This is a genomic window from Chryseobacterium sp. CH21 (assembly GCF_004119445.1).
GTDB lineage: Bacteria > Bacteroidota > Bacteroidia > Flavobacteriales > Weeksellaceae > Chryseobacterium.
This window is the reverse complement of record NZ_QICI01000103.1, coordinates 16,972-32,341: the sequence shown is the minus strand read 5'-3', so window position 1 is coordinate 32,341 and position 15,370 is coordinate 16,972. Positions and strand designations below refer to the sequence as shown.

14 protein-coding genes are annotated in these 15,370 nt (G+C 35.6%); 6 read left to right on the top strand and 8 right to left on the bottom strand.

Going from position 1 to position 15,370, the window contains the following annotated elements; genetic code table 11:
* Window positions 1-375: 375 nt before the first annotated feature.
* The gene (locus BOQ62_RS21305; RefSeq protein ID WP_228414447.1) at window positions 376-1,923 is read right to left on the bottom strand and encodes a SulP family inorganic anion transporter; all 1,548 of its coding nucleotides are present in this window, start codon (window positions 1,921-1,923) and stop codon (window positions 376-378) included.
* A gap of 606 nt (window positions 1,924-2,529) precedes the next feature.
* On the opposite strand from BOQ62_RS21305, the gene BOQ62_RS21300 reads away from it, so the two are divergent.
* Both BOQ62_RS21300 and BOQ62_RS21295 read left to right on the top strand, forming a co-directional pair.
* On the top strand, window positions 2,530-2,958 hold the full coding sequence (locus BOQ62_RS21300; RefSeq protein WP_129042343.1) for a transposase: 429 nt from the start codon (window positions 2,530-2,532) through the stop codon (window positions 2,956-2,958).
* Window positions 2,959-2,969: 11 nt separating this feature from the next.
* Window positions 2,970-3,230 (top strand): hypothetical protein, encoded by a 261-nt coding sequence (locus tag BOQ62_RS21295; protein ID WP_228414445.1) that lies wholly within the window; start codon window positions 2,970-2,972, stop codon window positions 3,228-3,230.
* Window positions 3,231-4,254: 1,024 nt separating this feature from the next.
* On the opposite strand, the gene BOQ62_RS21290 is transcribed toward BOQ62_RS21295, so the two are convergent.
* Entirely contained in the window at window positions 4,255-4,779 is a 525-nt protein-coding gene (locus tag BOQ62_RS21290; protein ID WP_129042342.1) for a DUF6584 family protein, read from the bottom strand.
* Window positions 4,780-5,287: 508 nt separating this feature from the next.
* The gene (locus tag BOQ62_RS21285) at window positions 5,288-6,808 is read right to left on the bottom strand and encodes a TROVE domain-containing protein (protein WP_129042341.1); all 1,521 of its coding nucleotides are present in this window, start codon (window positions 6,806-6,808) and stop codon (window positions 5,288-5,290) included.
* A gap of 408 nt (window positions 6,809-7,216) precedes the next feature.
* On the opposite strand from BOQ62_RS21285, the gene BOQ62_RS21280 reads away from it, so the two are divergent.
* Window positions 7,217-7,669, top strand: coding sequence for a VOC family protein (locus BOQ62_RS21280; RefSeq protein WP_129042340.1), 453 nt, complete (start codon window positions 7,217-7,219; stop codon window positions 7,667-7,669).
* Between the two features lie 124 nt (window positions 7,670-7,793).
* Here the strand turns inward: BOQ62_RS21280 and BOQ62_RS21275 are convergent, their stop codons facing one another.
* The 4 genes from BOQ62_RS21275 to BOQ62_RS22670 all read right to left on the bottom strand — a co-directional run bounded on the left by BOQ62_RS21275 (window position 7,794) and on the right by BOQ62_RS22670 (window position 12,716).
* Window positions 7,794-9,137 carry an SWIM zinc finger family protein gene (locus BOQ62_RS21275; protein WP_129042339.1) on the bottom strand — a complete coding sequence of 448 codons (1,344 nt, stop codon included), beginning with the start codon at window positions 9,135-9,137 and terminating at the stop codon, window positions 7,794-7,796.
* A 3-nt stretch (window positions 9,138-9,140) separates the two neighbouring features.
* On the bottom strand, window positions 9,141-11,837 hold the full coding sequence (locus tag BOQ62_RS21270; protein WP_129042338.1) for a DUF6493 family protein: 2,697 nt from the start codon (window positions 11,835-11,837) through the stop codon (window positions 9,141-9,143).
* A 101-nt stretch (window positions 11,838-11,938) separates the two neighbouring features.
* The gene (locus BOQ62_RS21265) at window positions 11,939-12,451 is read right to left on the bottom strand and encodes a hypothetical protein (RefSeq protein WP_129042337.1); all 513 of its coding nucleotides are present in this window, start codon (window positions 12,449-12,451) and stop codon (window positions 11,939-11,941) included.
* Window positions 12,452-12,551: 100 nt separating this feature from the next.
* Window positions 12,552-12,716, bottom strand: coding sequence for a hypothetical protein (locus BOQ62_RS22670; protein WP_164976821.1), 165 nt, complete (start codon window positions 12,714-12,716; stop codon window positions 12,552-12,554).
* A gap of 359 nt (window positions 12,717-13,075) precedes the next feature.
* Between BOQ62_RS22670 and BOQ62_RS21260 the strand changes: the two genes are divergently transcribed.
* From BOQ62_RS21260 to BOQ62_RS21250, 3 genes are read left to right on the top strand one after another with little or no spacing between them, the layout of a single operon-like run.
* The gene (locus BOQ62_RS21260) at window positions 13,076-13,501 is read left to right on the top strand and encodes a MarR family winged helix-turn-helix transcriptional regulator (RefSeq protein ID WP_129042336.1); all 426 of its coding nucleotides are present in this window, start codon (window positions 13,076-13,078) and stop codon (window positions 13,499-13,501) included.
* A gap of 7 nt (window positions 13,502-13,508) precedes the next feature.
* Window positions 13,509-13,853 carry a GIY-YIG nuclease family protein gene (locus BOQ62_RS21255; RefSeq protein WP_129042335.1) on the top strand — a complete coding sequence of 115 codons (345 nt, stop codon included), beginning with the start codon at window positions 13,509-13,511 and terminating at the stop codon, window positions 13,851-13,853.
* Window positions 13,850-14,737, top strand: coding sequence for an alpha/beta fold hydrolase (locus BOQ62_RS21250; protein WP_129042334.1), 888 nt, complete (start codon window positions 13,850-13,852; stop codon window positions 14,735-14,737). The genes BOQ62_RS21255 and BOQ62_RS21250 overlap by 4 nt, the downstream gene beginning before the upstream one ends.
* 59 nt (window positions 14,738-14,796) lie before the next feature.
* Here BOQ62_RS21250 and BOQ62_RS21245 read toward each other — a convergent pair whose 3' ends face one another.
* Window positions 14,797-15,348: a 3'-5' exonuclease gene (locus BOQ62_RS21245; RefSeq protein WP_129042333.1), complete on the bottom strand. Its 552-nt coding sequence runs from the start codon at window positions 15,346-15,348 to the stop codon at window positions 14,797-14,799.
* Window positions 15,349-15,370 lie beyond the last annotated feature (22 nt).

Below are 15,370 nucleotides of genomic sequence, written 5' to 3'. Positions count from 1 at the left end.
TTGTCAATTTCTTCTGCACCACAAAAATTCACTATTCACTTGCGAAGCAAAATTCACTTATTGACTAGGAAATTGTGAAAGGTGAATCGTCAATTCGCTGCGCTTGTCAATTTCTTCTGCACCACAAAAATTCACTATTCACTTGCGAAGCAAAATTCACTTATTGACTAGGAAATTGTGAAAGGTGAATCGTCAATTCGCTATACTTGTCAATTTTTTACTACAAAAATTCACTATTCACTTGTGAGGCAAAATTCACTTATTGACTAGGAAATTGTGAAAGGTGAATCGTCAATTCGCTGCGCTTGTCAATTTTCTACACTACAAAAATTCACTATTCACTTGTGAGGCAAAATTCACTTATTGACCTCTCCCTTATTTTTCCAGCATCACCTTATACGTAGGGTCTTCCTGAATATTAACTTCCACTACAGCTTCTGCATTTTTAAGTATTTTCCGGCAATCTTCGCTAAGATGACGCAAATGCAAGGTTTTATCATATTGTTTATAACGTTTGGACAATTTATCCAGAGCATCTATAGCACTCATATCTACAATACGGCTTTCTTTAAAATCAATAACCACCTGATCCGGATCATTCATAGGATCAAATTTATCTGTAAATGCTGTCACAGAACCGAAAAATAACGGCCCATATACTTCGTAATACTTCACCCCGTTTTCATCCACATGCTTTCTTGCTCTGATTCTTTTGGCATTATCCCAGGCAAAAACCAATGCTGAAATGATTACTCCAATTAAAACCGCTAAAGCAAGGTTATGCAAAATCACAGTAATCAGAGCTACGGTAACGCCTACAAAAATGTCTGATTTTGGCATTTTATTTACAATCCGGATGGACACCCATTGGAAAGTACTGATGGCAACCATCATCATGACCCCCACCAAAGCGGCCATCGGAATTTTCTCTATGACCGGTGCTCCACAAAGAATAATTATTAAAATTAACAATGATGCTATTATCCCGGACAATCTGGCTCTGGAACCAGCGTTGAGATTCACCAGCGTTTGTGCTACCATGGCACAGCCACCCATTCCACCAAAGAAGCCATTAGTAATGTTTGCTAATCCCTGAGCTACAGATTCTTTGTTTGCACTTCCTTTGGTATTGGTAATTTCATCCACCATTGATAATGTCAAAAGGGATTCAATAAGGCCTACTCCAGCCATAATTAAGGCATAAGGAAAAATGACCTGTAAAGTTTCCAGAGAAAAAGGGATCTGTGGAATATGAAAATTGGGAAGATTTCCGCTGATATGGGCAATATCTGCCACTGTTTTTGTTGGAATATTAAACCCGATAACAACAGCAAATACGACGATAATGGCTACAAGAGAAGCGGGAACAACTTTTGTGATTTTTGGAAAAAAATAGACGATAGCAATGGTAAGGGCAGTTAAGCCAGCCATGATGTACAAAGGAATCCCCTGCAGCCAACTTACGGCTCCGCTGCTTTCTGTAATTTTAAACTGTTCTACCTGTGCCATAAAAATAATGATGGCCAATCCGTTCAGGAAACCATACATGACCGGTTGTGGAATCAGTCTTACAAATTTTCCAAGCTTAAAAATTCCCACCATCATCTGAAGTATTCCGGCAAGTGCTACGGTGGCAAAAAGATATTCTATTCCATGAGACTGTATCAGAGCAATCAGTACAACGATGGTTGCCCCTGCTCCACCGGAAACCATACCCGGACGTCCTCCTAAAGCGGCAGTCACGAGTCCCATCATAAAAGCCGCATAAAGACCGGTAAGTGGAGACAGACCAGCTAGGATAGCAAATGAAAGTGATTCAGGAATCATCGTCATCGCTACTGTAAAACCAGCAAGCAGTTCATTCTTGTAATTTACTTTTTTCGAAAATCGAATAAGCTTATAGTATTTTTCATTGATTTGCAAAGGTATGGACTGTCTCAGTGGTATACAATTTTTTCTTTTTATCGTTTTCCACAAACAAACATAGCATTTTAAACAATTCATATATCAACCCATATAATATGTTAATTTTAATTAAAAAATAGATATAACACATGATTTTTACATTTTTATCTATTATTGCTTCTTATTTTTGTTTACATTTGAAACCGAATAAGTAATTATTTGGTACTATCAAAAATTCAACGCGTAAAAAGCTGTTTTTATCTATGTACAGCTTTCACTCTTAGAATTGTATAAAAACCTTAATAGGTTATATATTATTTTACACAAATGGCAGGAAGAGAAGTTTGAAAGAGAAGAAGAGGAAAACCATTAAAAATAAAGAATATACCCCAAGTACATTAAGGTGAATCCTACCGCCTGTTTTAAAAATATTTGGTAAGTTACAGATCCGTTTTTTTAAGATCCATGATCTTATTAAGCGTTTTTAATATTCTTACGTCATCATTTCTATTTTTTATCAATTTCAAATTCAAGTGAGTTATTTCCCTTTATTTAAAATAATATGTACACTATTTCCGTTTTTTTGATGCATAAGTTTAAACAAAAGAACAATATTCAGTAAAGATGTTATACAAAGAAATCCATATTGGAAAGTTTATTAAGGAAAGGGTAGATGAAAATGAAATAACAACAGAAAGGATATGCAAATTTTTAGGCAAGGATGAAGAAACTGTCAAAATGATGTATGCCAGTAAATCAATGGATTCAGATCTTCTTTTAAGATGGAGCAAATTATTGGAATACGATTTTTTCAGGCTCTACACTTCACATTTGATTTTATATGCGCCTCCTTCCGCTATTAACAAAAACCAGCAGAAGTCCGAAAAAACCCCTTATTTCAGGAAAAATATTTACACCCAGGAAATCAAAGACTTTATTATGAAAAGGATTCTTTCCGGTGAGATGACTCAAAGTGAAGTCATTAAAGAATATTCTATTCCGAAGAGCACGCTGCACAGATGGCTTCAGAAGAGTGATAATGTAAACGGATAAACAGACACAACATGCGCCCCAATTACAAGAAAATATACCTGGATATGCTTAGGATGGAATATCCCGAAAAGCTAAAAGATCCTAAAATTAAAGAACTCCTTGAAAAGCTTCATACCAGTGAAGATGTACTGAAGTTCAATGAAAAACTTTTTAAACAGTCCAGAGAAAATCAAAAACTCAAAACCTATGACAGGCAGACTATGCTGAAACTGCTTCAGTACCAAAAAAGCATGGTCATTCTACAAGCTATATGTCCAGGAAATATAAAATAAGCAGAACGACTCTTTCCAAATGGAAACTGATGTTTGAAGAAGAGCTTGAAGATACAATAAAAATGCAGTACATAAATTACTGGCATTTTTTAAGGTAATAATAAGGAAAAAACCGGGCTGTTGTATGCCGGAGTCGAACCGGATAACCTTGCCGGAGTGACCGGCTTCGCTATTCCTCCCATAGTTGTGTTACGATGAATCTTTTCCTAACGACACTTTATAATAATGAATATAAAGAAGCTGGAAGTGGGAAGAAGAAAGAAATTAAAGTCTGACAATCCATCTGACTTTATAGAAAATTATGATACAAAGATCTTTCAACGTCCCACTTCCGGCTTCTGATATGAGAAAACAAGGCGAAAAACGAATAATGCAGTCGTGCTCTAACCAGCTGAGCTACTCTTCCTATTATAGACTGTGTTTTTTTGTTGTGGAAGAGACGGGATTCGAACCCGTGACCCCGTCGTGATGAGCGAAGTAACATTTTTCTACGGCACTTGTTTGTGTTTAAAATAAAAAGAGGCTAAGTTCGAAAAGACTTGTACAAGATCACTTTCATGACCTTCTGGAGTCGAACCAAATTAAACCGAAGTAGGCCTTTTCTACGGCACTCTTTTACAAATCAAGGTAATATTTTTCAGAATCTTCCGTGCATTTGCTCTACCTGCTGAGCTACCTCTCCTTTTCGAGGGAGAAGGCAGGATTCGAACCTGCGACCCAATGTTTATTCAATCTCGAAGTATGATTCTAAGACGACACTTGATTTTAATTATTCATAGTTATTAGTTTTCTTTTTACGCAGTTGTTTTTTATTAAAAACCAAGCAATGAATCATAAGAGTAATTGATGTTCAATTGAAAGTTGACAATGAAACTCTTATCAACGGCATTGGTTAGCTACCGGGCAATCTGGTGAAAGACTCTGTCAGTTTGGAATCGAAGGAGGTCTTTCTAACGGCACCAGCAATATTAACACTGCAAAATTATATTGTGAGTACGCAATCTTTTTACGTAGTTTAAATTTATTAAGAAAATAATGATGACATCATTTCAAAAAGTTTAAAAATACCTAATAAAGGAAGCGATATAATAAATCCTATGATTAAACAAATTCCGATTTTACTTAAAAAGCCTGTTTTGTTTTCTGAATAGTTTTCTTTCTCTCTCATTTTGGCTTTGAAAACAGGAATCTGTTTTGTGATTTTAAGACTATGTTGTTCAAGTTCAGTAATTACTTTCCTTGTATATTCATTAAGCAGATTTTTATCTCCTCTGAAAACAATATCTTTTAAAATAGCATTTCCTGAATTGCTTAAAGACTTTCTGTAAATTTCAATCGCTGTCTCCATTTCGTTATTCTCTGGTATAGATAGAATCCAAAATTTACCTGCTTCGTCAAGAAACCCAGCCTCAAAATAAATCTGTCCTAACTTTTTTCTCAGAGAAAGATCATTAGGAAACTGATTGATCATATTTCTTAATCTGTCGCATGCCTTTTTCTTTCTGCCTTCTTTAAGATCCTTTTCAATTCTGTAAAATAGATTCCCCATTGTTTTTTAAACAGTTTTATTTTTTATTTAAATATTTGTTCGTTTTGCCTTGAAGCAAAAGAACCAAAAGTTCAAGACCTGGAAACTCCGGCTAAAAATAATCTACACTCTCTAAAAATTCTAAAACTTGCGCGAATTTACTATTACTTCTCCGTTTCACTTTCTGTGTCGCGCTTCAGACAATAGAATTTTCTTAACGTTCGCGTAGCTTATTTTCTTAACACCTCCATTTCCTATGTCATATTGTCATCGCTGGAAATTCCGACTTTTTATTATTCTTTTTCACATACATTCTGTTAGGTTTTACAAAGAGCCACTATTCCATTATAAAGAAGAATTTATAATTCATAACTTATAATTATCATTCCTAGCCCCGATTGCAATGGCATCCTTTTTCTTAATGGCTTGAAAAAAGCTTTGCCGAAAAAGATAAAGTGGAAAGCGGGATTAAGCTCCTGAATATATTATTTTTTTGTGTTAATAATTTTTATTTTAAAAGCAGTGCCTGTTACAGCACTACTTTTTGAATCATTTTCACTGCAGATTTTTTGTCTTCCAACGCATTCAGTACATCGAAAATTTTGTCTGACCAACCTGCAATAAGGTGTACATCATCTTTCCTGATATCAAGTGGCTGCGTACCATAACCTACAAGGTCAAAAATATACAGTTTTGCATGAGGAACGATGGCTTTATACTTCTTCCAAGTGTCTTCAAATGAATTTCTGTTTCCTTTGCTATCCCACATCTGGGTATCTGTGAAAAGCATTACTTTATCCACCTGTTCTCTTCTTTTGATCAGGTCTTCAATTACCAGATAGCCATTGGTAGAATATCCTACTTCACCTTCACGTTTGTAGAATGCATCTACGTTCCTCAAAATACCGTTTTTCGGCATGGGAACTCTTAGCCAGCGGTCACCGAAGATACCTGTCACCACGTTTTTACACTGTGACTGCAGGATCATAGACATCAGCAAACCGATATCATACAGTAAAATTTTACTTTTGGCAGAAACTGCTTTCTGCATAGAACCTGACACGTCCGCAGCGATCACTACTGAAGTATCAAAACCAAAACCTTTGATGTTTCTGGCACTCACCACAACGGCATTTTCCAATGCTTCCAATACTGAGGCCAGATAAGGAGAATCAATGTTTTTTAATTCTCTATAAGCGGCCAGAAATCGGAATGGAAGCTGCTTTGAGTTAGATACGGCTCTTTCATCGGAAAGATATCTGCACACTTTGTTCATCGCATCAGATGATACTTTAGCTTCCAGGATATTTCTCAGGTTTCTCATGATTGCCATATAACCCAGTTTGTTGCTGAAGATCAATCCTTCCCATTTGTTTTTGAAAGCCAGTTTTCTTGCTGCATCATCTGCAAATTTGGTCTGACCCAAAACAGAAAGCTCAACTTCCCATGTATATGGAGTTTCCAGCGTATTGTTGGCAATTTTATTGAAAACTACCTGCTGATTTTCATCTTTAGCTTTCGGGTGAACCAGAAATAACGCATCTTTCAAGGTTACTTCTGCTTTTCTGTTGTATTTTGCAAACTGGTATTCATCAAATTTATTGAATGATTTCACCAGACCTTTCTGAATCTGCTTTGACAGTTTGTTCAGTTTCTTGGTATCAGTTCTTTTATTCGCCAACTGATAATACGCCAGCAATTCTGTGATTTCATCTGCTCTTTGCACCACTCCATCTACAGTTTTGCTTACAAGGTCTGTACCTGAAGCCTGCTTTGCCAATTCAGTCGTCAAAACCAATGGAATGGATCTTAGGTACATATCTTTCCTTGCATATACAGCGAGTTTTGCTACAAACTCAGGCTCATTTTTTTTGATCAGAGACTGGATTCTTTCCAATCTATCAGTTCCTTTTTCATAGTTGGCATCTGACAGTCCTGTTGTAACAACAGCACTATACAATTCTTCTGCAGGTGTCATTTTAAATGCTTTTGCACCTTCATAGTTTAGAACTACATTTTTATTTTCTTTTTTTAAAAAATTAAATTTCATGGTTACTGTTTTTATTGTTAAACATGGGAAGGATTGATACTTCCTCTCTGATTTCTGATGCAAAGTAAAAACAGTATTACGCAACCTTTTTGCGTAGAATATTTTTCTCTGATTTTTTTGATTTTTTATTTTTGAAATGTAATTGCAAGAAGATTTATATTGGATATTATCATTGAATAATTCAAGCAAATTTAAGTTTTGCCTAAAGCCTAAAGAATTAGATTATAATTTATTAGGCGGGCTAAAGCCCACCTCTATTGAATTAACATTGAAAACAAATATTGAGATTTAGTAACAATCTAATTCATCATTATAAAATCCTTCTATCACTCATTTTCATTAAAGACATCGTCTATACAGAGTTTTTCGGAAATGGTTTTCTAGCTTTGTTGTTATTAAAATTAAGCTATGATTAAAGGATTATATGAGACTCATGTTCAGGTGAGCAATCTGGAAAATGCAATACAGTTTTATACGGAAGTATTAGGACTTACATTAGCTCATAGAGATGAGACCAGACCTATTGCTTTTTTGTGGGTTGGGGAAGGAAAAGAATTTATGCTGGGGCTATGGGAGCAGAAGGAAAATCTTCAGACCAGACATTTTGCTTTTTCGAGCAGTAAGGAAGATATTCTGAATTATTCTGTGGAGTTTTTGGAAAAAAAACATTTAAAACCGTACAATTTCCTAAAAAATGGAAGTATTGAACCTATGGTTTTTGCATGGATGCCCGCACTGGCCATTTATTTTAATGATCCAGATGGAAATCAGCTTGAGTTTATCTCTATTCTGGAAGGTGATGGCAGACCGGAATTGGGAGTGCTCAGCTATGAAGAATGGATGAAACAAACAGGAAATTGATATAGTTTTTAAATTGATACAACGCAGAGGCGCAAGAAAATCAGAATTGATCTGTACTTAAACAAAATTAAATTTTTGCGCCTTTGCGATTGTCAACAAAATAATAAATGAGCATCAGCAGTTTTTAAATATTTACCAGTTTCTTTACTGCCAATACATGTTTGCAGGGACCTCTTTCTCCCTGATATTTACTGAACCATTCACAGGTACAACGTTCTCTTTCTTCTTCAATGATTACCGTATGATGTACACCTGTTCCTGCTACTCTGGCTTCTGTTCTTTCTTTGTTGTTATTTAAAATTTCAACTTTTCCGGATTCTATAAGCTTTTCAGCATTTTTTAATCGGGGATTTAATCCGATGATTCGGCTTAATTTAAAAGGAATTCTGCGATAGAAAAATTCTTTATCATCAAGATCGTAACCGAGTAATCCCATTGCCGCAAGCCTTCCTGTAATATTTTCAGTCTTATCAAAACTGATATTCTCTTCCAAAGCAAGTCTGGCAGGATTAAAAGACTGATTGGCATAGGCATATTTATCCAAAGCATCAATCCATTCATCGGAAACATCCGAAATCAGGCTATCCAACAGAGCTCCTTCTCCTGAAAAACCTCTCCAGCATTCTCGTGATAAAGAAAAAGTGAATCTGATATTTCCCATATAAAGCTGCCATGTTGTAGACTGCATATCTGCATGTGGAAAAATCTGCATACTATCAATATAAGGAAGAAGAGGTTCTAAAAGACGAAGTCTGTGAAGCCCTCCTATACAAACTGAATCTGTAGATTTTACGGGAGAAAAAACAGGTTTATTGCCTCTTACAATCAAGTAATAATCTGATTTCACCACTCCTTTCGGCATTCCGCGAAACAATTGCTGTGTCTGGATTTTATTAAAAGTATAGCGTTTTTCTGATTCAGATAAATAGACCTGAACAGTTCCCAGCCCTTTGATCCATTTTACAGGTAAAGGAACTTTTCTTTCTATGATCTTTTCTTCTTCTTTGTATAGTCCCACTTCTTTTTCACCTATTGAAAGCATGATTTTTTCATTCGGACGAATGCTTCCCAATGCGGTTATCATAGGCTGGTTAAAATCTACATTCGTTGTTCCGTTTTCCAGGAATTCACCATCCAATCCATCCCGCAGTACATCTACTCTTGCATAAACTCCTGCACAGTGAGAAAAGCCTTCAAACCTTAATCTTTCATTTCCTGCTGTCACTATTGGATCTTTAAGAAGTGTCATCTGAAACGGAGACAGATTAAAACTCGACTTCACAATATTGGAAAGGGCAATCAGACATCTGGCTAAAATAAAGGGCTGCCGCACATTTCCCCAGAAAAAGCAGGGAACATTTGTATTTTTATGTATCTCACTGTATTGGGCGAGAAATAATTCTTCAAGAGCATCTCTCCTGACTAAAGAGGATGCTCCTGAATAGTTGTAAATAAGCGTATCTTCCATAATTTATTTTTTCAGAAGAAGATTGCAGATTTTTTTCAGACTTGAGTTTTCTTTCCAGTTGTTTAATTTTTCTATTATTTCTTTATGAGCTGTTGAATGATTCAGGGCCAGTACTTCATGGTAGATTTCCAGAATTTTTTTCAGATTGGTAACTGGTGCCTCCATTTGAAGCAGGATATTGGAAATCAATTCTTCTAAAGCAATATTATGATTTTTACTTACATTCAGCATATGATGCTGCATAAGATCTGTTAATCTTTTAACGGGAGCCCACTCCAGTTTTTCGTGCAGACCGATCACTCTTCCCAGCCATGCATTATCCATCATCTGTCCGGAAACATGTTCAATCCATATTTCAGCTGCTGTTCCACGGATGGTCTTATCACTATCCAGGAAAATAGTTCCTAAAAACAGATAACCGATTTCGTCCAGAGGTTTTTTGATCTGATAAAGTGCGTTTGCAGTATTCAGTACAAGGCTTCTTTCAAACACTTCTGCAATTCCGGAATAGAAAAGGCAATATTTGATCACTTTTGCCAACGCATTGGCAGGAGTATTAGGAAAACAAAGCAAGAGAGCTGGAATTTCGTTCAGTTCCTTTTGCTCGGCAACAAAATATTCCATGAATAAAGGATCTTTTCTTTTTTCAAGATAATATTCCGGAATGACAATATTCAGTTCTACAGGATAGTATGAATTTTTTTTATTATCAATGGTTTTCCATTGGTATGCTCCTGAAAAGAATTCCACTGGAATATTATCATACCCAAAGCTTCTGAATTCTTCAAAAATGGTCTCAGGTGAGCGGGTAATTCCGGCTGTCATCCACCATGAGGGATGTATAAATTCACCTTCTGGTTTTTCATTTTTGCCAAAGAAGAAAAGTAACAATTCTTTGTATTCACCTTTCAATCTTTTCTCAACTTCCACTATAGCTTTTGCTGTATCATCTAACGCACAACGCTGCAACGCCAACTGAATATCCAGATGATGGGGTTCTTCATTATTATTCTGATAACTTTCCAGCCTCTCCACCAAAGTAACAGGGGAAATCCAGCATGGTGCATGGGTGATTGGGAATAATAAAGGAATTTTATCTCCGGAGTTTATTTTTTCAAGAGCATATATTGCAATTTCCTTAAATGCTTGTCTCGCAGGACAATCTGCTCCAACCTCTTCTATGGGACCTAGTTTTTTCTGATACGTTGAATAAGATTCTCTGGAGGCTTCTTCTTCTTTGGTTTTCTGGTATATTTTTTCAAGATTCTTAAGCTGAATCGGGTATTTTTCCAGTAAAGCCAAACCGTAGTTGATAATAGCGTTGCAAAGTAAAACATTCAGATAGGGTACTTCCCATTTCGCTATGGTTTTACAGGCTTTCAAAAATACGGGTTCCATCAGTTTTACAGATTCTGCATCTACATCTCCTGCAAACTTGACAAATCCGGTTAAAGCAATATCGCAGTGATAGCTATACGGATCATCCATTGCCAAAGGAAGATAGAACATCAGATCTTCAAAACTTTGAAGTACCTGTATTGCATTTTCATCTGTTGTCAGAAAAACTTGTTGTGAAGCTATCGGTTCCAGTTCCGATTGTTTTTCTTCAATATATTTTACCAGAAGAGGACGTACATTGGTTAGTATATTATCTGAATAATGAGAAAGTGCCTCTATCATATTTTCCGAAGCCGGAATATACTTAAGGATGATCTTTGCCGCTTTTGACTGTATGCCATCATCTTTGCTTACAAATGCTGAACTTAAGGCCATTCCCAGCATTTCGGGATCCATTTTCTTTCTCTGAAATATTTTTTCGGTAAGCACTAAACTGGAAATCACTACTGTTTTTACCTCCGAGCTCAGCAAATTCGGAAGATAGTGGGAAAATTCGTCATTTTTAAATTCAGAAGTTCCTACTATTTTTTTCAAATGTGACAATATTATATTCACCGCTTTTGACTGTGAAGAAGCCAGCCCAGCAAGCAATTCATCCTGGAGATCAGATAATTCTTCTTCTGTTGGTTTTAATGATGTAAATGCATCCATAAACCAGCCGGTCACATTTTTATTAAAGTTTCTGTTGGAAGCCAGAAGACATTCTCTCAGAAATCTTTTTCTTTCAATTTTTTTCTCTGTGATCAGCTTTTGAACAATAGGAAACCATTCTTTACGGAAAGGTAAAGATTTGGAGGGATATTCACATAGATACCAAAAATGGGTATTGAGTGTTTCAGGATGCCAATCCAGATCAGCCGGATGATTGCTCAAGTGATGCCCCAGTAATTCTGGTTTAGGCTGTACGTACCCCTTTTCTGTCCATCCTAAAATATCTCTATAATTAAATGCTGTAAATTCAGCTTCTACAGATTCATTGATAAAGTCTGAAAACCAATCCGGACATCCCCACTCCAGTATCTGTTCAGTTTGTTCTATATTACGGAAAAGGCTCCAGTAATTTTTACCGAAATTCTTTTTGTCCATACAGACAAATGAAGCAATATCAATAATGGAATGCTGATTCACAGATCCTGCCGTATGGTAGGAATTTTTAGTCATTACAATTTTACTGATCTCCCGATCCATTTTCTTTATAGATGGCACCAGTGTTTTCCTTTCTTCAATGGTAAGCTCTTTTAGAAAGGGGATAATCTCATGTATTTTTTCCTCATTAAGGATCTCATAAAGTCTTTCTTTCATGTGCTTCTAATTTGATGTATAAATTTGTTTCAGGTTATTCATTTTTTCCATTCTTCAGACGGTCTGATATTAGCTTTGTCCGGTTTTTATAAGTTTCTTCTTTACAGTTTATAGCAAAGCTCAGGAAGCTTTTTTGCAGTAAAGACTGACTTCTCAACAGCTGAAAGAATGGGGATCAGCAGTTTTTCAAAAATGGCAGGATATCTGGTAATCAAATCAATAAGTTTTAAAATCCTGTCTCTCAATCTCATTACAGGTGACCATTCTAAATTGATATTTTTATCAATTATTATTGCCTGTACATTTGCCTTCAAATCATCCGAAACCGCCTTATGTAATAAGCCTTCAAAAGCCGTACCATAAAGGGTTTTATAATTATTAAACAGTCCCGCAGACAGGAACAATTTACACCACCACCAAGAAGGCAATTTCAACTTCATAATGGCCGCCGAAAATGTAACACACACATCATAAAAACACTGATATACAGAACTTAACAAAATTCCGCCATTTACATTTTCAAGAAAAGGACCTGAAAAATAAGATCTCCAAAATAAAATTTTAATCAAGCCCATATAATAAACACTATCACAAGAATTGAATAAATTGTTCAAAAAAGAAGCATTTTGAGGGAGGCAATTTTCAAATAATTCATCAACAAAATAATCTGATAACCAATCACTGACTGATTTACCTTTGTAATCAATTCTTATTTTACGGCAAACTAAAGAAGCCAATACAGAAGTTATATTGCAGCTCTATTTTTTTAAGACCAATCTCTTCTTTATTATCTTTTGGTGTAAGATTTTTAATATAAGGAACTGTTTTCTTTATTTTATAGTTTAAATATATTACCTCAAAACCTTCATCAACAAACATAAATTTATTCTTGTCGGCTAAAATAAAAAAAAATGACTGACAGACAGTAAATTATCCCATTAAAGTGAATTTTTTAACAAAATATTAAGTAATGAAACAAGCATTATCACCACTTCTGGTACCATAAAAACAATTCCCTGTTTAAAGATATATTGATAAAAAAGCGGATAGAAGCCCTGTACTTTAATATTTACACACAATGCGGTGTCTTAATTTTAGAAATTATAATGCTGTACTATAACATTAGATTACTGTACCGATACGTTAATTTTTTTTTAAAATACATAAAATAAGATTGTAATTCACTAAATTTTATATATTTGCAAAATAAAAATACTTTACAACTCAAATACTTTTCAATGATAAGCACTGAATTATTATTTTTAATCAACATTAATAAACTGCAATCTGTAATTGCCAGAAAATTTGATTCTCTAAGTGTTCATGGGCTGGGATTCAATGACTTTGTTATTCTTTACGTCCTCAGTTCTTCCTCGGAAAACAAGATGCGAAGAATAGACCTTGCAGAAAAAATAGGTCTTACAGCATCGGGAGTAACCCGATTATTAAACCCATTGGAGAAAATCGGACTGATATCCAGAGAAGCCAATGAAAGGGACGCCCGTGTCAGCTATGTGGTCATCACCCCTAGCGGAAAAAAGATATTTGAAGAAGCTAAGTTAAGTGCTGAGCATATTACGAAAGAAATTCTCTCTTCTAAAAAGGGTAAGTCTTTAAAAATGATCAACGAGCTTTTATTTGATTTAGGAGGAAATATACAATAATGAAAACATGAAAAATGCATTAAAGAAACAACTGAGAGAAAAAGCAAAAGAGCACAAAACAACGATGGGAGTTCTTGCTGTTACCAATACATTAAACGGAAAACAATATATCCAGGCTTCTTTAAATCTGGAAGCCCTGGTGAATAAGATGAGATTCCTTTTAGATAGCGGGTTATTTAACAATTCCCAGTTACAAAAAGAATGGACAGAATCTGGAAGTGACTTTTTTACTTTTGAGTTTGTCATGATTGTTCCGGATCAGAAGAATGAATATATCAATTATCGTAAGGAAATACAAAAGGCTGAGCAGACTGTACTATCAGAAAAGAGCATAGAATTATATTCATCATGACAAAAATTATCCGTATAAAAGACGTAGATCTATGTTATGAAATTTTCGGAGATGGTCATCAAAAAAACATCGTATTAATTCCTGGATTAGGAAGTCAGATGATTCGTTGGGATATTGCATTCTGTGAGCTTCTGGTTGAAAAAGGGTTCAGAGTGATCCGTTTTGATAACAGAGATTCCGGGAGTTCTGTTTTTAATACAAAAAGAGAAATCCCTTCTGATAAAGGTATTAAAGAAATTTTCGCTACACTCAGCAAAGAAGGAATTCCTTATTCGCTGATGGATATGGCGAATGATGTGATTGGTCTGCTTGATCATTTAGATATCAAAAAAGCTCATATAGCAGGGCGTTCCATGGGAGGAATTATTGCACAGCTTTTAGGTTCCTATTATCCTGAAAGAGTTTTATCATTGACGATCATCATGTCAACTTCTTTGAATCCTTCACTTCCCAAGCCGGATCCAGAAGTGATGGCTATGATGACACAAGTATCTGCAGATCCTGTTCTTCATAAAGCAGAATATCTAAGAGAAAAGATCCGTTTTGCAAAGAAAATATGGGGTTCGGGATATGTTTTTGATTTGAATCAGGAAAAGGTTTTGCTTGAAGAGGAACTCACACGTTCCAAAACAAAAAATGGAGTCATCCGACAGCTTTTAGCAATGGGCTCTTTTCAGTATGACCCTGGCCTTCTGAAAAAAATAACTGTTCCGGCTTTAATCATTCACGGAACGGATGACCTGATCTTTCATTCTGATTGTGGCAAAAACATTGCTGATTCTATTCCCGGTGCTGAATGGGTCTTGATAGAGGGTATGGGACATTCTATCCCTTTTGAACTTTACAGTTTTATTGGTGACAGGATATCTGATTTATCAAAATAAAAAAGACTGACTCAAATGATGAGTCAGTCTTCATTATATCTGTTTATATTACCTGATATTTAGTAATTCTTCAGGCACCAATGCAGAATCTTTGCAATGTTTTTAGCATCATCTACACCTCTGTGGTGGGTACCTTCTAAAGTCATACCCAATTCACCCAACGCTCTGTTCATCCCGACACTTTTCCTGATGGTAGGATGAATTTCACCAAATAATGTCTTCACATTAATATGATCATCACTCATAGGATAATCTGTATAGAATCTCCTTGCCTGATCCTGAAGCATATTCAGGTCATAATTTCCATAGCTTGCCCATGTCAGTTCTTCCGAATCATATTCTGCTCTCAGGATATCAAAAGCATCATCCAGCATGATACCTTCATGATCCAGCATATTTTGGGTAAGAGTAGTCAACTCCGTACAGAACGGACTCACTTTTGAATATTGAGGTTTGATTAAAATCCCTTCATTTTTGGAGATTTTACCGGTTTTTGCATTCATGATGCACACCCCGATTTCGATAATCTCGCTTTCCTGGCCTCTGGGTGGCCGGTTATCCCAGCACGTTGCTTCGAGGTCTACTATTAATATATTTTCTGTTGTTTTCACTTGTTTAAATTTTAATTATTAA